Source organism: Thauera aromatica K172, from assembly GCF_003030465.1.
GTDB classification, from domain to species: domain Bacteria; phylum Pseudomonadota; class Gammaproteobacteria; order Burkholderiales; family Rhodocyclaceae; genus Thauera; species Thauera aromatica.
The window spans coordinates 730,523-749,016 of the sequence record NZ_CP028339.1 but is presented as its reverse complement, the minus strand read 5'-3'; the positions used below and the strand labels follow the sequence as shown (position 1 = coordinate 749,016).

Sequence of the window (18,494 nt, the reverse complement as noted above, 5' to 3'; positions counted from 1 at the left end):
CAACCACCACGGAGATCACACCATGAGCACGCATTTTTCCGGCGAAGGCAACATCGGCTCGCCACCCGAGTACCGGGAGTTCCCCAACGGCAACGACGAACCGCGGCGCTTGCTGCGGCTGAACGTCTATTTCGACAACCCCGTTCCCACCAAGGGCGGCGACTTCGAGGACCGCGGCGGCTTCTGGGCGCCGGTGGAAATCTGGCACCGGGACGCCGCGCACTGGAAAGACCTGTACCAGAAAGGCATGCGCGTGCTGGTCGTCGGCCGCATGGAGCGCGAACCCTGGACGGACAATGAGGATCAGCCGCGTGAGACCTGGCAGGTCAACGCGCGCAGCGTCGGCATCCTGCCATTCCGCATCGAGTCCGTGGCCCTCAGTCCGAAGCCGCAGGAGGCAGAACCCAAGCCCCAGCCCGCGCAGGAGCCGGCTGCGCCGAAAGAAGCCAAGCGCAGGAAGTGACCCGGCATGGAGGGCGGTCGCACGTCTTCGCCGCCCTCCATGCTCTCGCGAGCTATCCCCAGGGGATAGCTCCATCAACGTCCACCGGCTTCCACGCGCTCCCGAAAATCGCGGCTCCCGGCCCGCATATCCCCGGCTGCACGCCATCCCCGACCCAGCCATTCCATCCCGTGAAAGTGGTCGCCGCCGCATGCGGCTTGTTTGCTGCTGCCTCTGGTGGTGCTCGGCATCCTAGTTTCCAGCAACTCAGCGAACCACGGAAATCGGATGGACGAACATGCGGCTGTTCTTGTGCGAGAAGCCTTCCCAGGGCAACGACATTGGCCGGATTCTCGGCGCGACGCAGCGCGGTGAAGGCTGTCTCAGCGGCTCCGGCGTCACCGTCACCTGGTGCATCGGCCATCTCGTAGAAGCGGCAGCACCCGAGGTCTATGACGCGGCGCTCAAGCGCTGGTCGCTGGACCAGTTGCCCATCATTCCCCAGCAATGGCGGGTCGAGGTCAAACCGAAGACCGCCACGCAATTCAAGGTCGTCAAGGCGCTTCTGGCGAAGACGACCCACCTGGTCATCGCCACCGATGCCGACCGCGAGGGCGAACTGATCGCCCGCGAGATCATCGATCTGTGTGGCTACCGAGGCCCCATCGAGCGCCTGTGGCTGTCGGCGCTCAACGATGCCTCGATCCGCACCGCGCTCGGCAAGCTGCGGCCGTCGTCCGACACGCTGCCGATGTACTTCTCGGCACTGGCGCGCTCGCGGGCCGACTGGCTCGTCGGCATGAACCTCAGCCGGCTGTTCACGGTGCTGGGGCGGCAGGCAGGCTATGACGGCGTGCTGTCGGTCGGGCGCGTCCAGACCCCGACGCTCAAGCTCGTGGTGGACCGCGACCGCGAGATCGCGGCTTTCAGGTCGGTGCCGTTTTGGGCCATCGACGTGTCCCTGTCCGCAGGCGGCCAGGCTTTCAGCGCGCAGTGGGTTCCGCCCGAAGGCTGCACCGACGCCGCCGGCCGATGCGTGCAGCAGCCCATCGCTCAGCAGGCCGCGCAGCAGATCCGCGCAGCCGGCAGTGCCCAGGTGGTGTCGGTCGAGACCGAACGCGTGCGCGAAGGTCCGCCGCTGCTGTTCGACCTGGGCACCTTGCAGGAGGTGTGCTCCAAGCAGCTTGGGCTGGACGTGCAGGAAACCCTGGAGATTGCCCAGGCCCTGTACGAGACGCACAAGGCCACCACGTACCCGCGTTCCGATTCCGGCTACCTGCCTGAAAGCATGTTCGCCGAGGTGCCTGCGGTACTGGACAGCCTGCTCAAGACCGATCCGTCGCTGCGTCCGATCATGGGCCAGCTCGACCGTACCCAACGCTCGCGCGCCTGGAACGACGGCAAGGTCACGGCGCACCACGGCATCATCCCGACGCTCGAACCGGCGAACCTCTCGGCCATGAGCGAGAAGGAACTGGCGGTGTACCGACTGATCCGGGCGCACTATCTCGCCCAATTTTTGCCACATCACGAGTTCGATCGCACCGTGGCGAACTTCTCCTGCGGCCAGCAGACGCTTGCGGCCACGGGAAAGCAAGTCGTCGCCCGCGGCTGGCACCTGGTGCTGGCCGAGCCGCAGCCCGACGAGGATGGCGAGGCCACCGCGCGCAGCCAGGCTCTGCCCGCGCTGCGCGAAGGCATGGCATGCCAGGTGGCCGAGGCCGAGATCAAGGCGCTCAAGACGATGCCGCCCAAGCCCTACACTCAGGGCGAACTGGTCAAGTCGATGAAGGGCGTTGCGCGTTTCGTGACCGACCCGCGCCTGAAACAGAAGTTGAAGGACACGACGGGCATCGGCACCGAAGCCACGCGCGCCAACATCATCACCGGCCTGCTGACGCGGGGCTACCTCGTGAAGAAGGGGCGCTCCATCCGCGCCTCGGAAGCTGCCTTCACCCTGATCGACGCGGTGCCCGCAGCGATTGCCGACCCAGGGACCACCGCCGTCTGGGAACAGGCGCTGGACATGATCGAGGCCGGCCAACTCACGCTGGACGTGTTCATCGGCAAGCAGGCCGCATGGATTTCCCAGTTGATCGCGCAGTACGGCAGCACATCCCTGTCCATCAAGGTTCCCCAAGGGCCGACTTGCCCGCAATGCGGCGCACCCACACGCCAGCGCACCGGCAAGAGCGGCCCGTTCTGGTCGTGCAGTCGCTACCCCGACTGCAAAGGCACGCTGCCGGTCGAATCCGGCACGTCCAAGCGCGGGGCCTCGCGCCCGCGCCGTACCAGTGACAGCGGCCGCAAAGGCTCCTGAACGACCCCGTTTCCCGTGAGCCGTGCCCGCCATCGGCGGCGCGGCCCGTGTTCCGCACGCCCTGCGGGACGCCCAGCGCGCAACGCCTTCTTGTCCGCGTGCGCGTCCCGCCCGGCCGTCCCCGGCCACGGGACCTGAAGGTAGCTTCTCCGCGAACCGTTTCCCGCGCGTTCTGCTGATCTGCATTTTTCCGCCCGCTGCGAAGGGTCCCCCGATGGCTTGCCTGCGCGAGCCACCCGGAGACCCTTCGTGGTCAGCGGTATTCGGTGCCGGTGCCCGCCGGCGAAACACTGGGCTCCGTTTGTGTGTGGATACACGCCAGACGATGCCGGCCCCAGCCACGACATGGGCCGGGTGTGATTGCTGATGAGCAGACGGTTCTAGCGACGACCGGGCCTGCAACAGCCCACGGGTGGTTCTGTCCTCCCGAGCCGAAGGCCGCAGGGCCTTCGGCGTCTTTCTCCTGCCGATCAACGTCCCGGCCCGCCCAGGGCCACACGAACAGGAGACCCGACATGAACCCGCAACCTCGCACCCTTCGCGGTGCGCCCCAGGCCGCGCCACTGCTGTACGGCAGCGTGTGCAGCGGCATCGAGGCCGTGAGCCTCGCCTGGCAACCTCTCGGCCTGCAAGCCGCGTGGTTCGCCGAGATCGACGCCTTCCCGAGCGCCGTGCTCGCCCACCGCTACCCCCACGTGCCCAACCTCGGCGACATGACCGCGATCGCCCGCCAGGTGCGCTCCGGCATCGTGCCAGCGCCCGACATCCTGGTCGGCGGCACGCCGTGCCAGTCGTTCAGCGTTGCCGGCGCGCGCCAGGGGCTGAACGACCCGCGTGGAGCCTTGACCCTTGCCTATGTGGAGCTTGCAAATGCCATCGACCAAACCCGCCACCAAAACCGCCGCTCGCCGGCAACGCTCGTCTGGGAAAACGTCCCCGGCGTCCTCAACGACCGCAGCAATGCCTTCGGGCATTTCCTGGGCGCACTGGCCGGAGAAGGCCGTGCGCTCCAGCCGCCAGGGGAAAAATGGGCGCACGCTGGTTGTGTGTCTGGACCCCGCCGCCGCATCGCCTGGCGCGTGCTCGACGCTCAATATTTCGGTGTCGCCCAACGCCGCAAGCGCGTGTTTCTTGTGGCATGTGGTGGTGATGACCTCGATCCCGCCGAAGTACTTTTTGAGCGCCCAGGCCTGCGCGGGGATTCTTCTGCGGGCCGCGCGCCGTGGCAAGAAGCTGCCCGCGCTGCTGGACCGGGTGCTGCGGCAGCAGGCGAGTACTCGGGATACGCAGGACTGAAGCAGCCCTACGGTCAGGTCACGACGACGTTCGGATTCAGCGGCGGCACCGGCCCCGTCGATGTGGCGGCATGCCTGATGGCCGCTGGCCCCAAGCACGACATCCGCACCGAGACGTTCATGGTGCAGTCGGTCGCCGGCAGCATCGCCCATGCCCTCGATACCGCCAACAACGGCAAGGGCAGCAGCGAGGACGGCACGGGCAAGGGCGTGCCAATCATCGCCTTCACCGCCCAGGGCAACGGCGCGGATGCGACGATCGACCTGACGCCGACGCTGCGCGCTGGCGGGCATCGCAACAGCCATGCGAACGCCGGTGTCGTGCCTGCCATCGCGTTCGCGCAGAATAACCGCGGCGAAGTGCGCTTCGAGTCGGGCCACGGACAGGTGGCTTGCACCGTCCTGTCCAACGGCAAGCCAGGCTACGGGGTGCCGATGGTGGCCTGCGTTGCCCTGCGGGGACGGCCGCAGGGTCTTGCCGCCGAGCTGGGCGGCAGCGTAGCGGCCGCACTGCGCACCAGCGGCGGCGGCGCGGACAAGCCCCATGTGCTGGCCCCCGACTTCGAGGCGCATTTCCGCTACGACTGGAACGACCCCGGCCCCGGCGACTGGTCGCACTGGCGGGTGCGGCGGCTGATGCCCATGGAGTGCGAGCGGCTGCAGGGCATGCCCGACGACTACACGCTGATCCCATACCGCGGCAAGCCTGCCGCGGACGCTCCGCGCTACAAGGCGATCGGCAACTCCATGGCCGTCCCGTGCATGGCTTGGCTGGGCCACCGGCTGATGCAGTGCCTGCACAAGACGGGCTCGACCGCTTCGGTTTGATCGGCGACGCAGCCTGCGGGCCGCGCCATTCTCCTTCCTGCATTGCCGATGTATCGGCAGCAGCCCGCAGCCAGGGTGTCCAGGCTGCCGTGGGTTCCGCCCACGCCACCCGCCAGTTCGCTTCGGCATCTCACCGGCGAACGCTGCCCACCGGGGCATCGATGCCTCCTTTCTCCAACCCACGGGATGGTCGCCACGTCCCGTCAGGGGCATGTCGCCGCCCGGTCGATTTCAGGACTTCCCATGGAAACCATCACCAAGCAAAACCGCATCACGCTGAAGAACCTCAAGGTGGCCGACTTCGCCAGCGAGGAAACGCTGTGCTTCACCGCCACCATCGTGTTCGACGACACTCCCATCGCCGAGGCCCGCAACGACGGGCATGGCGGATCGACGTTCCTACGCGCACTCAACGGCAAGGCGGCGCTGCTGGCTCAGGCCGAAGCCTTCGCCAAGGGCCTGCCGCCCACGCCGCTCGATCTCGGCCAGGAGGGCGAAGATCCTCATTACATCGACATGACGCTCGACTTCCTGGTCGATGAGCTGGCCGATGCCATGCACGCGGAACGCAAGGTGCGAGCCGCGTTCAACCGCGACATCGGCAACAAGGTGCTGTTCATCAAGGACGGCAAACTGCTGTTCATCAAGGGCATCAAGCTCAAGGCCATTGCCGACCGCGCGGCGTACTTTGCAAAGCTGCGCAGCCGGCAGGCCCAGCCCATCGTCATCCTCGCCGAGCTTCCGCCCGAGCAGGCATTCGACTTGTGGAAGCAGCATGTCCTGGGCGACAAGCCCGACTGACCCAGCGCCACCGCACCCTCCTGACAGCCCCGCACTCGATGCGGGGCTTTTCTTTTCTCTGCGCCCATCAATCGGGGCTGGGCCGGATGCCGTTTTCCCACTGACGCCGAGCGGCCCTCGCACGAAGCTGCCCGCATGTTCGCTGATTCGTCAGCACATGCCAGCAGCCAGGGTTCCAGGCTGCCGCGGGTCTCTCCCGCGTCACCCACCAGTCCGCATCGCATCAATCTCGCGGACGCGCGTCCCCGTGACGCCGATGCTTTTTTTCCAACCGCGTGCGGGAGCTGCCATCCCGTGAGGGACGAGGCCCCGCTTTTCCAAGGAGCCCGTCCATGTCCCAGCAAGCCTCTTTCGGCCAGTTGGCCCTGACCTACTGCGGCAAGTTCCTGCCGCTCGAAGTCCTGCAAAGCGCCGCCGGCCACTACATCGGCACGCGCGATACCGAAGGTCCCGTTTCGCGGGAATCCCGCGAGTACTTCCGCAGCTATGCCGCGGCTCAACGCGCCCTCGAAAGAGGCGGCTGGTCCCAGCTCGCCGTTCCCTGATCCAACTGGAGAAATCACGTCATGAACCAGCTATTGCCGCGGGAAGTCGTCGATCAGATCATGCGGGAAGATCAGCGTTTCGCTGCCGCGCCCCAAGCCTTCTTCGAGGCCTGGAAGCGCGGTGTCGAGATTGCTGGTCCCGAGTGGTTCGGCGACGGCACCCGTGAAGGCCTGAACCAGGCCAACACCAAGTGGGATTTGCGTCCCGACATGCTGCGGCTCAACGATGCCCTCGGCGTCCTGAGCAGCGGCGAACGCATGTTCCTGTCCGCCATGGTCAGCTTCTACAACGCGCGCGAGGGCGGTGCCATGCTCAAGCGCTGCCACTTCCACGGGCTGTCGGACTTCGACGGTCTCGATCTGGAGCGCCGCAAGGTCATCGCCGACCTGCTGGTGAACTACAACGGCTGGTGAGCCGGTCTCCGGCACGCCACCGTCCTCTCGATCCCCCCCGTGAGGGACATGCGCCCACAAGGCCATGTCCCTCAATTTCTTCCCCATCGCCCGGCGCCAACGGCCTTGGGCGATTCCCTGCGGATGCCGTCGTCCGCATGGGCTGGCTCCGCTCACTTCCCCGAAAGGAGCCAGCATGGCAAACAACTACTACGAAGGCACGGGCGTTCTCGTGCTCGACCACGTTACTCCCGTCATCAAGGCACTGTTCGGTGCCTTCAGGCTGGACGAACACCATCCCAGCAATGGGCAGGCCTACATCGCCCAGATCGCCGAGACCAATAATCCGCGATGGACAGATGTGCTGGACGGTCTGGAAAACCTGGCCGCACAACTCGGCATCCCCATGCCCGACGACGAAGAGTTGTCGATTCCGCCTCTGCTTGAACGGCTGGCCGCGCACTTCGGCGCTGACCAGGACGGGGAGCTGGAGAACCTGATCGAGCACCACCAGTTCGAGGACAGCGCCGACCTGGAAGCCTTGCTTCTGATCGCCTCCCGCTTCGATGACGGCCATCACCTGACCGCCATCCAGTTCGAGGGCTGCTGGTATTGCAGCAAGCCAAGGCTGTTCGAGTTCGGTGGCCACGGCTGCTACCTGAGCCGCGAGGTACAGGTCTTCAGAACGTCCTCGCAGGCGCTCCAACTCGGCGACCAACTGCGCAAGGCCATCGTGGCCACCGACATCGAAGAGGCCTCGGCGTTGATCGCGTTGGAGGCCGCCAACCTGCTCGCCGGCATCAACGACGAGCATTTCCGCCTGAGTGTGCGCCATCGCGTCGCCGAACGACTGGCCCAGACGCCGACGATCAGCGCCGCCTGACGCATTTTCCACTTTCAACCCACCGGGTCCAATTCCCGGTGGCGGGAATTGGCTCCATTATTCAAATCTGGAGAGTTCCCATGTCCCAGAATCCCAATCCCTTTCTCCGCGGCTACTGGAATCTGAAGATCGTCCGCACGCTGTCCATCAGCTACGAGGACGGAATTCCGCATGTCTGGCGAAACATCCACCCGAGCCAACAACATCTTTCCGACGAGGAATTGATTTCATCGTCCTGCATCGTCACCAGCGATTTTGCGGTGGTCACGAACGGCTCTGAACCTGTGAGTGCCGAAGCACTGGCCGAATGCGATGCCGATGAAGGCGTTAACGGCGAAGGCGTGATCGGTGCCGTGGTCTATGCCATTCATGGCGAGGACTTCGACGGCCGCCTGATCCACGTCGGTGACAGCTATTCGGTCGAAGCCGCGCGGGAAGTTGTGCAGCGCCTGAGTTTCGAGACCGGCTACTACAGCCGATGCTGGGAGATCAGCAGCGCGCACATCAGCCAGGAAACCGGCCAGTACCTCGCCAACCTGGCGGACCTTGCCACGCCGGAGGCCTTTTTGTTCATCGCCTTTCGGGTTCCGTACAGCCCGGCGATCGGCGTCAAGCTGATCTCCACGCCCTGGACGGACAAGAACCTGGAGCACGCCGAGGGCATCACCGCCGAGCAGCTTCGGCAGGAGCACCGCAGCAAGGGCATGCCCGCCGACCTGGCGAACATCCTGGAGCTGGCTGGCCAGGCCGATGTGCGCATCCTCATCCTCGACGCTGACGCGCCCGTGTTGCTGGGCCTGCCGCTGGCCGAGCCCTAGCAAACACACCACGCGCCCACCTTCCTCTTTGCCCTCCATGCCAGCCCGTCTCCTTTCTGGGAGCCGGGCTGGTCCAATTCCATAGGAGCACTTTATGTTCCCCGACCTCATCTCGCCCGCACGCGACTTCGAGCATCAGCTTGGAGCCTGCGTCAACGCCATGGGCCAGGACGACGCCATCGGCCAGATCCTGGTATTCGAGCGCTTGAGCGGCATGCTGCACATGCGCCATATCGCCAGCGCCGATCTGGCAGACACCGACATTGATGCCTACGAAATGGTCGTCTTCGACGGCGGCAATACCGGCGGCGACTCGTGGAAGCACGTGTTCTTTCCACGTCAGCGCGAACACTACTTCGTGTACCAAGTCTGACCACCCAGCCGCTTTCGAGGGGCCTTTTCTTGTCGCGGCGCAGGAAAGCGGGTGCGGCGCGGTGCGGTTTCCTGAGCGCAGGCCGCTCACTCAAGGGCCATCTTTACCCCATGTTCGTCGGCGTTGCCGACACATGCCCAGGCAGCCAAGACCTTCAAGGCTGCAAGCGCGGGAAACCGTGCTGGTTGTTTCTTTCTACGGACGCATCGCGCCCATCCACCCACAAGGGACCTCTCCCTTGCGGGCGGGGAATCCCTTGTTCTTCCTCAAGGAGATTCACATGGATCGCTCTCTTATCAAGACCCTGATGCCTTCGCTGGTCGCAGGCCATGTGCCCCGCAACGTGCGGTCGTTCAAGTACCGCGTGTTCGATGATCAGCCACAGTCCTCGACACTGGGCTTTGTCATTGATCCCCAGCCCTTCGACGGCAAGGTGGTCGCAGCCAGCGAAGACGCCATCGTCGTCAAGCTCAAGCCCAGCGAGTTCGCGGTACTCGATCCCAACCTGGTGACCACCGTTCCCAGCGAGGGCACCAAGGTGCATGTCCAACCCTATGCCCGTCGTCGTTTCGACGGTCTGCGTGCGGACACGCCTGAAGAGCGCACCGAGATGATGTCCGACGGCACGCCCTACACCGTCAAGACACACATCCTCGGCTCCGCGCCGGCCAAGTTGCCCATTCCCGAGCCGCAGTGCATGGAACTGGGTCAGCTCATCGAGCAGTTGGAGGAAATGCCGGCGCCCGACGGGTTCCGGCGCATCACCCACATGCTGGTCGATGCGGGCGCCCACGACTTCACCTGGGTCGATCCGACGCCGTCCAGGATCATCGAAACGCCTCCGGCGATCAGTTTCACGGTTTCGACCGCGAAGTTCGCCGGCCAGGTGACGATCCTCTACCAGCCCGGCAGCGATACCTATGCGGTGGAGCTGCGCCGCGACGGCGAGTTGGTCGATCGGCACGACGAGGTGTATTTCGACATGCTCGGCGAAGTGCTGGAGCGACTCATAGACGACGGGCGCTGGCGCCTGATCGACGTGAGCGTGATCGGCGCGGAGACGTCCCGACGGCGCCGCGCTGTACCGGCGTGACACCACGAAAAGTACCAGGCGACATGCCCCCACAGGCTCTCCCTCCATTCGGAAGGAGGGCCTTTTTTCTGCCGTGGGAGATTTCATCAAAGGGAAACGATCGGATACCGATTGATGGCTGCCTCGCGCGCGAGGCCTGGCCATGCTGAGCCCATGCCTGCTGACGTTGTCAGCGACATGCCAGGCAACCATCGGTCTTCGAGGTTGCGGCGCAGTTCCCACTGCGTGACCGAGCCAGCTCGCACCGCATCCATCCGCGAGCGGCCACCAGTCTCTGGTGGTGGATGCTTTCGCCTTATCAACCCATCGCGGGGTTACGCACCTTTCCCCGCTGCGTGGGGCCGGTGTGTCTCCGCTTCATCCCTATGGAGATTCACCATGAGCACCACGTCCAACGAGAAATCGTATTTCGACCTCCACACCTCGGGCATCGGTTACATCCAGCGTGCCCGTGAAGTGCCTGTTCGGGGCGGCCGCCGTGCGCAGCCTTTCCTGGCATGCACCATCGCCGCGCTGGTCGGTTCCGCAAAGGATCCCAGCTATCGCTATTTCGACGTCAAGGTCTCGGGTGCCGAGGCCAAGAAGCTGGTCGAGCGCTACATCGGCGTTGACGATCCCAAGCAGCGCCCACTGGTGCGCTTTCGCCTCGGCGACCTGTGGGGCGATGCGTATATCCGCGACAAGGGTGAGCAGAAAGGCCAAGCCGCCGCGTCCCTCAAGGCGCGACTGCTCAAGGCCGAGCCGCTTGACCGGGCCGAACTGGCTTCGATCAGGCAGCACGAGCTGGTCACCCGCGGCATCGGCTACCTCAGCCGTCCGAAGGACGTCACACCCAAAGATGGCGACCCGTTCCTCTCTTGCACCGTCGCCGCTCTGGCCGGGCCTGTCGATGAACCGGAGTATCGGTACTTCGACAGCATCGTCACCACCCCTGAAGCCGAGCATCTGGTTCGCCGGTGCGTGCAGGCCATCGAAGGGGACTGCAAGGTGCTGATCGCTTTCCGTCTCAACGACATGAAGATCGATCCGTACATCCGCACCAAGGGTGAGCGCGCTGGGGAACCGGCCGCAAGCCTGGATTCGACACTGATCCACATCGGCCTGATCAAGATCGACGGCACCAAGGTCTATCCGACGAGCCCCGCGCAAGCAGATTCGCCGCCGGCCCAGGACGCTCCCGCGCCCGAAGCCGAGGACGCCGCCCCCGCTGCAGATCAGCCTGCCGAGCCCGCCGAGTGCGAGCCCGAAGGTGAAGTCGAGGAGCAGGAGCCGGCATTGGCTGCTTCGTTCTGATCCGGCATGGCCCCTCATGGGGCCTTGCCGCTTCTCCTTGCTGCATCTGCAGCGTCCTCCATCCGCATAGCGCGCTCGCGCATTTCTTCCCCCGAGTTCCGCGTGGTCAGACGGCCGCGCGGTTGTCGCATTTTTCACAGGAGAACAGCCATGTCTCTGGCATCCCGTTTTGCTCCGCAGTCCCCGATCCTGCGCTCAGATCGCCCGCTCTCGGACGACCGCATTCGCGCCATTGCTCCATCAATCTTCGCCGACGCTCCGCATGGGAGCCGATCCGAGCGGTATGCCTACATACCGACCTCGACCGTGCTCGCCAAGCTGCGCCAGGAGGGTTTCGAGCCCTTCATGGTGTGCCAGACGCGCGTGCGCAACGAGGATCGGCGCGAGCACACCAAGCATCTCATCCGACTTCGCCATGCCAGCCAGATCAACGGCGACGAGGCGAACGAGATCATCCTGCTCAACAGCCACGACGGCACGAGCAGTTACCAGATGCTGGCAGGCATGTTCAGATTCGTCTGCCACAACGGCCTGGTCTGCGGCGATACCACCGCCGACATCCGTGTCCCGCACAAGGGGGATGTGGCCAGCCAGGTGATCGAAGGCGCCTACGAAGTCCTTGAAGGCTTCGAGCGCGTGAAGGACTCGCGCGATGCGATGCGCACCATCACCCTCGATGAGGGCGAAGCAGAAATCTTCGCGCACTCAGCGCTGGCACTCAAGTACGACGATCCTGCCAAGCCGACGCCTGTCACGGAGCGTCAACTGCTCGCGCCCAGGCGCTGGGACGACCGCAGGGATGACCTGTGGGCCGTCTTCAACCGTGTCCAAGAGAACCTCGTCAAGGGGGGCCTGAATGGACGCTCGGCCAATGGCCGCAATCAGCGCACCCGCCCGGTGCAAGGCATCGACCAGAACCTGCGCCTGAACCGGGCGTTGTGGCTCCTGGCCGAAGGCATGCGCCAGCTCAAGGCGTGATGCCAAGTGGACCTTGCCCACCTCGGGCGAGGTTCATTTCCTCTCATCCACCGGCTGCCACCAGCCGTCCGTCATTCATCATCAGGAGTACCACCATGACAGCCAAATCGGCACCCGAGCAATCGGTTTCGCCCATCATCGTCCCCGGCCAGCTCACGCTGCGTACCATCCGCGGCAAGAACGGCCCCTTCACGGTCGGACGCCTCGCCACGCACCTTGGTACGTTCGAGGTCAAGGACCCGGAGCTGGAGCAATACCCCGAAGGCAAGTACGACGGGGAGTTCATCATCAGGTACATCTTCCCGAAGTCCTACCCGGTCGGTGGCGGCATGCGCTTCGAGATCCGCGCCAGCCTGGACGGAATGACGCTCTACGACATCGACAAACTGAGCCGTGACGAAGCACGCAGCTTCGCCACCCAGGACCTCGATCCACTTGATGAAGAGCTGGGCGCACAGCCTGCAACAACACCGGCAACACCGGCCAAGCCCAGCAAAACCTCCAGGCCCGCCAAGCCCGCACCCGTACAGGCATCCACAGACCCGCTGGTCGATACCACGCCCTTCGGCGTGGATGCGCCGACGCCCGCTGCGGCAACTGCTCCCTGCAGTACCGAAGATGGCGACGCCGCGCTGTTCAGCTTGCTCTGGCCGCTGGGCGAGTCCGTGAAACTGGATTCGACCATCGACCGCCGCACCCTGCGCGCGCAGATCGTCCGCCTGGGCGAACTGGGCTACGCGCTGGACTTCAAGACGCAGGAGTGGAGCCGCCAGGCCGAACTGCAACCTGCGTAGTACTGGGCACCGCATCTGCGGTGTGCTTCATCCACCCGCCGGGGGTCTTCCCCACCGGGGAGGCTTCTGGCTCAATTTTTCCAGGAGGCCTCTCATGGGCTGGTATTTCTCACCCCAATCGCGGTCTGAACTGATCGCGGAGTTGATCGCACCGCAAGAGACCGAACGCGCCAGCGTGAAGGTCATCGCCCACGCGCTGCGTGGCAACGTCCTCTGGTCTGTTGTGCAAGTGACGGCCAAGGCCGAAGGCGTACACCGTGATCTCGCACCGGGCCAGTCCCTGTGCACCATCCGCTGCGATCTGCTGGAACGCAGCGGCGGCCAGTGGGGCTATAAGCCACTGGACGAATCCATGCACCCGTACTACTACTCGTGCCCGCTGTCCTATCTGAACCTCGCACCGGAGCAATCCGCCGACTGGCGTGCAGGCGTTCGCGCCTACCACGCGCGGCGGCGCACATCCAAGGAAGCCACAGCTCCAGCTACGGCGCTGACGGTCTGAGTCAGGGACGCCTTTTTTCCACCCCAAGGGGCAGTGCTTGCCCCCTGCGGGCGATGCTGTTCCCGTTCATCCGAGGACACCACCATGCCCGCAAACACTTCTTCCACCACGCTGTACCGCATCGACGAATGCCCGGACGTGATGGCCGACGCTTGCGTCGGCGATGACCAGGGCAACCTGATCTTCCTGTCGATCTGGGCACGGGACACCGCCGTCCAGCAGTTCCTGGCTCGCCTGACCCTCGGGCGCGACGAGCAGGGCCTGGAGCAGTTCCACCTCATCACCGACCAGGGCAGCAGCGTCCCGGTGTTCGTCAGCAACGTCGATCGCCTGGAAAAGCGCATGACCCGCGCCTACCGGCGAACGCTGTTCGGTTCGCTGTCCAACGTGTGGCTGTTCGATCGGCGCTGCGTCAAGCCCGACAAGGCCAACGCCAGCGCACTGGCATTGCTGCCCCGCGATAGCGACCACCGGCTTGACCGCCTGTGGACGTTGGTGCAGGACACCTGCCCACTGCCGTTGCTCGACCACTGGCGCGAAACCGTGCTGGAACTGCTGCAAAGCCGCGAGATGCTGACCCGTCTGCCATTCGCCCTCGGGCCTTTGGTGGGCCATCGGCTCGCCATCGACGTGCCGGCGCTGACCCTGGCGCTCGGCTCGCTGATCCGCAGTGACGTGCTCACCGCCTATCCCTATCCGGCCAAGATTTGGACGCCGGAAACGGTAGCGGCTTGACCCACCTGCGCAGGCACGCCAAGGCGCGCCTTCGCCAATCATCCCCGCCAACCAGGAGACTTCCATGGCGCTCATGTTCCCGCGGCTCGCCCGCAATTTCGTGAAGAACGGGTACTTCCCGACCGACGAACCAACGCTCGAAAGAGCCCTCAATGCACTGATGCCCAGTGCGCCTGAATCCAATGGGCCGATGTGCATCCTCGATCCCTGCGCCGGCGAAGGCGTGGCGATTGCCGAAGCGGCTCATGCCCTCGGGCGCGAGCATGCCAAGGCGTTCGCCGTCGAGTTCGACGCAGAGCGGGCGCGCCATGCCCGCGGCCTGGTCGATCACTGCCTGCACGCGGACCTGATGGACACGATGATCTCCAAACAGTCCTTTGGGCTGCTCTGGCTCAATCCGCCGTATGGCGACCTGTCCAAGGACGTCAACGGCAACATTGGCTATCAGGGTCAGGGCCGTGCCCGCCTCGAAAAACTGTTCTACCAGCGCACGCTGCCCCTGTTGCAGTACGGCGGCGTGCTGGTCTTCATCGTTCCCGGCTACGTGCTCGACGCCGAGCTGGTCGGCTGGCTGACACGCCACTACACCGATCTGCGGATCTACCGAGCGGTGGAAACGCAGTTCAAGCAGGTGGTGATCTTCGGTCGCCGGGTGCGCCAGCGCGAGCAGACGCCCGATGGCGTCAAGGCCGTGCGCAATCTGCTGCTGCAGGTTGGGCTTGGCGAAGTCGAAGCCGAGGAGCTGCCGAGCGAATGGCCGTTCCTGCCGTACATCGTCCCCACCAGCCCGGCAGAGCCGGGGCATTTCTTCCGCGTGACGATGGAGCCGGAGCAGTTCGCCGATGAGGTTGGCAGGCTGCAAGGCCTCTGGCCGTCGCGGGATACGCAGTTGGGGGCCGCGCAGCAGACGCTGCGTCCACCGGCGCGGGCCTTGTCCCACTGGCATCTCGCCCTGGCTTTGGCCGCAGGCGCGATCTCGGGAGTCGTGCAATCCAAGGCGGGGCGCGTGCTCGTCGTCAAAGGTGACACCCACAAGGACAAGACGCTCCAGCGGGAATTCACCGAACGCGACGACGGCTCCATCGCCGAAACCCGCATCCTCACCGACAAGTTCGTTCCTGTCATCCGTGCATGGGACATGACGCCTGGCTCCGCCACGCGGGGCGAGGTGTTGACCATTCGCTGATCGTTTCTCCACCGCCGGCGGTTCGCCGTCGATTTTTTCCACCCACCGGGGTCCAGTCGCCCCGATGGGGTGCCGTGGCCCCTCCATCTCCAGGAGCCTTCCATGGCAGCCCAAGCACTTTCCATCAGCCAGACCCCGAGCCTGCGCTTCTCGCCCGGCCAGGTGGTCATGACCTGCGGCGTCGATGACCTGATCCAACAGGGCCAATTCAACCCGATTCCGTATCTGCGCCGCCACCTCGGTGGCGACTGGGGCGACCTCGACGACAGCGACAGGCGGCAGAACGATGCCGCGCTGAAGTCCGGTGAGGATCGCCTGTTCTCTTCCTACCAGGTCACACCCGGCCTGAAGCTCTGGATCATCACCGAATGGGATCGCAGCGTCACCACGCTGCTGTTGCCCAGCGAGTACTGATCTTCTCCAACGCGGGGCCACCGACACCCCTCAATGGTGCTGTAGCCCCTCTACTCAGAAGAAAGCCACATGACATCCAACCAACATGACAAGCATCGCCGCAAACGGCTGTTCGAGATCGGTGCACTGGAGTTCAGCGAAGGCGTCGAACGCCTGATGAACGAAGGCCGGCTCGATCCCATGCCGTTTTTCGAACGCCACATGCGTGGCGACTGGGGCGACGTCGCCGACTACCAATGGCAACAGAACAACGCTGCGTTGGAGTCTGGTGAACGCCTCGATTCGTTTTACGTCGTCACCCGTGACCTGAGCATCCGCATCTTCACCGAAGCAGATCGCAGCGCGACCCGCATCGTGCTGCCGTCCGAGTACTGACCGCGAGTTGTCACCGCAGGCCACGAGCGCCTGCACTGTCCAACCACCGACGGTTCGCCGTCTCTCTTCCCACCACGGGGCATGCCATCGCCCCGCTGGGGTGGTGCATGTCCCATTTTTCTTTGGAGCATCACCATGTCCGTTGATCTCAACACCACCGCCAACGATGCAGCGCCCGTACAGGGCGAACTGCTCGAAGCGGAATCCAACCCTCTGACCCTGAGCCTTCAGGTTTTCGTCGGCGAGTTCGGCGACGAACTGCTCGATTCTCTCAACCGCGCCAACCCGCCGGTCTATGCCGGTCAAGCACAGGCGCAGCGGCAACTCGTCGTTGCCAGCCTCAAGCGCAAGCTGTTCCAGGCCCAGGCTGAAGTTGTCCATGCCGCCGCCGAGCTGCTGGTCGATCAAGGCGAGCGCGCTGCGATCGTCAATGGCGAAATGGGCTGCGGCAAGACGACCGTCGGCATCGCCACGGCCGCCGTGCTCAACGCCGAAGGCTACCGCCGCACCCTGGTGCTTTCGCCTCCCCACCTGGTTTACAAGTGGCGGCGTGAGATCCAGGAGACGGTGGCCGGCGCCAAGGTCTGGGTGCTCAATGGCCCGGACACGCTGGTCAAGCTCATCAAGCTGCGCGAGCAGTTGGGTGTGCAGCCCACGGGCCAGGAGTTTTTCATCCTGGGGCGCGTCAGGATGCGGATGGGGTTCCACTGGAAACCTGTCTTCACCCAGCGGCGCACCCGCCACGGCGACGTGGCAGCCTGCCCGGACTGCGGCACACTCATCACCGACCTCGACGGCGAGCCGGTCAACCCGGTCGCGCTCGAAGCCGAGGAGTCCCGCAGGAAGTGCAGCCACTGCGCCGCGCCCCTGTGGACGCTGATCCGCCCGCGTAGCCTGTCCGGCAGCGACCAGTCCTCGGTCGTCCTCAAAGCCTTGAAGCGCATCCCGACCATCGGGGAAGTCACTGCACAGAAGCTGATGCAGAAGTTCGGTGACGGCTTCCTGGCCTCGATGCTGGGCGACAACATCCATGAGTTCATCAACCTCATGGATGGCAACGGCGAGCTGGTGTTTTCCGACCGTCAGGCCACGCGCATGGAACGTGCGATGGCCAACATGGAGTTTGGCTTTGGCGAAGGCGGCTACCAACCGTCCGAGTTCATCAAACGCTACCTACCGCAAGGCACGTTCGACCTGCTCATCGCCGACGAGGCGCACGAGTACAAGAACGGTGGCAGTGCCCAGGGCCAGGCCATGGGCGTGCTGGCGGCGAAGGCTCGCAAGACCTTGCTGCTGACCGGCACGCTGATGGGCGGCTACGGCGATGATCTGTTCTACCTGCTGTTCCGGGCACTGCCCGGACGGATGATCGAAGACGGCTACCGCCCGACCACGAGCGGCAGCATGACCTCGGCTGCGATGGCATTCATGCGCGATCACGGCGTCCTCAAGGACATCTACTCCGAGAGCGCCGGCACGGCGCACAAGACAGCCAAAGGCACCAAGGTATCGGTGCGCACGGTCAAGGCTCCCGGCTTCGGCCCGAAAGGCGTCTTGCGCTGCATCCTGCCGTTTACGATTTTCCTCAAGCTCAAGGACATCGGTGGCAACGTCCTGCCGCCGTATGACGAGGAGTTTCGTGAAGTCCAGATGGACGTGGCGCAAGCTGCGGCCTACCGCGATCTGGCGGGTCGGCTGACCGCAGAACTGAAACAGGCTCTGGCGCGACGCGATACGACCTTGCTGGGGGTGGTGCTCAACGTGCTATTGGCCTGGCCGGATTGCTGCTTCCGGTCGGAGACCGTGGTGCATCCGCGCACGCGCAACACCTTGGCGTTTGTCCCGGCTCAGTTCAATGAGTTCGAGATCAGCCCCAAGGAGCGCGAGCTGATCGACATCTGCAAAGCGGAGAAGGAACAGGGGCGCAAGGTTCTGGCCTACACGGTCTATACCGGAACGCGCGACACCACGTCACGCCTGAAGGGGCTGCTGGAGCAGGAAGGATTCAAGGTGGCGGTACTGCGCGCAAGCGTGGATGCCAGCCGCCGCGAGGACTGGATCGCCGAGCAACTGGACCGGGGCATCGACGTGCTCGTCACCAATCCCGAGCTGGTCAAGACGGGGCTGGACCTGCTGGAGTTCCCGACGATTGTGTTCATGCAAAGTGGCTACAACGTGTACTCGCTCCAACAGGCAGCACGCCGCTCCTGGCGCATTGGGCAGAAACAGCCCGTGCGCGTGATCTACCTCGGCTACGCCGGTTCCTCGCAGATGACCTGCCTGGAACTGATGGCCAAGAAGATCATGGTCTCGCAGTCCACCTCGGGCGATGTGCCCGAATCGGGGCTGGATGTTCTGAACCAGGACGGTGATTCCGTCGAGGTCGCACTGGCTCGGCAGTTGGTCGCTACCTAATTTCCACGCCA

Annotated in this window: 19 protein-coding genes; all 19 read left to right on the top strand. The window is 64.6% G+C overall.

Annotated elements, in window-relative coordinates; genetic code table 11:
* Positions 1-22: 22 nt before the first annotated feature.
* Positions 23-463, top strand: coding sequence for a single-stranded DNA-binding protein (locus Tharo_RS03675; RefSeq protein ID WP_107220016.1), 441 nt, complete (start codon positions 23-25; stop codon positions 461-463).
* 277 nt (positions 464-740) lie between these two features.
* Positions 741-2,762 carry a DNA topoisomerase III gene (locus tag Tharo_RS03670; RefSeq protein WP_107220015.1) on the top strand — a complete coding sequence of 674 codons (2,022 nt, stop codon included), beginning with the start codon at positions 741-743 and terminating at the stop codon, positions 2,760-2,762.
* A 515-nt stretch (positions 2,763-3,277) separates the two neighbouring features.
* Positions 3,278-4,885 (top strand): DNA cytosine methyltransferase, encoded by a 1,608-nt coding sequence (locus Tharo_RS03665; protein ID WP_107220014.1) that lies wholly within the window; start codon positions 3,278-3,280, stop codon positions 4,883-4,885.
* A gap of 243 nt (positions 4,886-5,128) precedes the next feature.
* Positions 5,129-5,686 (top strand): hypothetical protein, encoded by a 558-nt coding sequence (locus tag Tharo_RS03660; protein ID WP_107220013.1) that lies wholly within the window; start codon positions 5,129-5,131, stop codon positions 5,684-5,686.
* Between the two features lie 332 nt (positions 5,687-6,018).
* On the top strand, positions 6,019-6,231 hold the full coding sequence (locus tag Tharo_RS03655) for a hypothetical protein (RefSeq protein ID WP_087746539.1): 213 nt from the start codon (positions 6,019-6,021) through the stop codon (positions 6,229-6,231).
* Between the two features lie 21 nt (positions 6,232-6,252).
* Positions 6,253-6,645, top strand: coding sequence for a hypothetical protein (locus Tharo_RS03650; RefSeq protein ID WP_107220012.1), 393 nt, complete (start codon positions 6,253-6,255; stop codon positions 6,643-6,645).
* Positions 6,646-6,820: 175 nt separating this feature from the next.
* Positions 6,821-7,507: a hypothetical protein gene (locus Tharo_RS03645; protein ID WP_107220011.1), complete on the top strand. Its 687-nt coding sequence runs from the start codon at positions 6,821-6,823 to the stop codon at positions 7,505-7,507.
* A gap of 80 nt (positions 7,508-7,587) precedes the next feature.
* Positions 7,588-8,325 (top strand): DUF5983 family protein, encoded by a 738-nt coding sequence (locus Tharo_RS03640; protein ID WP_012205963.1) that lies wholly within the window; start codon positions 7,588-7,590, stop codon positions 8,323-8,325.
* A 94-nt stretch (positions 8,326-8,419) separates the two neighbouring features.
* The gene (locus tag Tharo_RS03635) at positions 8,420-8,698 is read left to right on the top strand and encodes a hypothetical protein (RefSeq protein WP_012205964.1); all 279 of its coding nucleotides are present in this window, start codon (positions 8,420-8,422) and stop codon (positions 8,696-8,698) included.
* 280 nt (positions 8,699-8,978) lie between these two features.
* A complete protein-coding gene (locus Tharo_RS03630; RefSeq protein ID WP_012205965.1) occupies positions 8,979-9,791 on the top strand; it encodes a hypothetical protein in 813 nt (270 codons plus the stop codon).
* A 378-nt stretch (positions 9,792-10,169) separates the two neighbouring features.
* Entirely contained in the window at positions 10,170-11,084 is a 915-nt protein-coding gene (locus Tharo_RS03620) for a DUF3577 domain-containing protein (RefSeq protein ID WP_012205966.1), read from the top strand.
* 150 nt (positions 11,085-11,234) lie between these two features.
* The gene (locus Tharo_RS03615; RefSeq protein ID WP_012205967.1) at positions 11,235-12,062 is read left to right on the top strand and encodes a DUF932 domain-containing protein; all 828 of its coding nucleotides are present in this window, start codon (positions 11,235-11,237) and stop codon (positions 12,060-12,062) included.
* 95 nt (positions 12,063-12,157) lie between these two features.
* Positions 12,158-12,856, top strand: a complete 699-nt coding sequence (locus Tharo_RS03610) for a DUF3275 family protein (protein ID WP_012205968.1) — start codon at positions 12,158-12,160, stop codon at positions 12,854-12,856.
* Between the two features lie 94 nt (positions 12,857-12,950).
* Positions 12,951-13,358, top strand: coding sequence for a hypothetical protein (locus Tharo_RS03605; protein WP_012205969.1), 408 nt, complete (start codon positions 12,951-12,953; stop codon positions 13,356-13,358).
* 84 nt (positions 13,359-13,442) lie between these two features.
* Positions 13,443-14,093 carry a hypothetical protein gene (locus Tharo_RS03600; protein ID WP_012251144.1) on the top strand — a complete coding sequence of 217 codons (651 nt, stop codon included), beginning with the start codon at positions 13,443-13,445 and terminating at the stop codon, positions 14,091-14,093.
* A gap of 40 nt (positions 14,094-14,133) precedes the next feature.
* Positions 14,134-15,279 (top strand): DUF6094 domain-containing protein, encoded by a 1,146-nt coding sequence (locus tag Tharo_RS03595; RefSeq protein ID WP_223723579.1) that lies wholly within the window; start codon positions 14,134-14,136, stop codon positions 15,277-15,279.
* Between the two features lie 102 nt (positions 15,280-15,381).
* The gene (locus Tharo_RS03590) at positions 15,382-15,693 is read left to right on the top strand and encodes a hypothetical protein (protein ID WP_012251142.1); all 312 of its coding nucleotides are present in this window, start codon (positions 15,382-15,384) and stop codon (positions 15,691-15,693) included.
* 69 nt (positions 15,694-15,762) lie between these two features.
* Positions 15,763-16,068 (top strand): hypothetical protein, encoded by a 306-nt coding sequence (locus Tharo_RS03585; RefSeq protein WP_008266046.1) that lies wholly within the window; start codon positions 15,763-15,765, stop codon positions 16,066-16,068.
* A gap of 135 nt (positions 16,069-16,203) precedes the next feature.
* Positions 16,204-18,483: a helicase-related protein gene (locus tag Tharo_RS03580; protein ID WP_023112354.1), complete on the top strand. Its 2,280-nt coding sequence runs from the start codon at positions 16,204-16,206 to the stop codon at positions 18,481-18,483.
* Positions 18,484-18,494 lie beyond the last annotated feature (11 nt).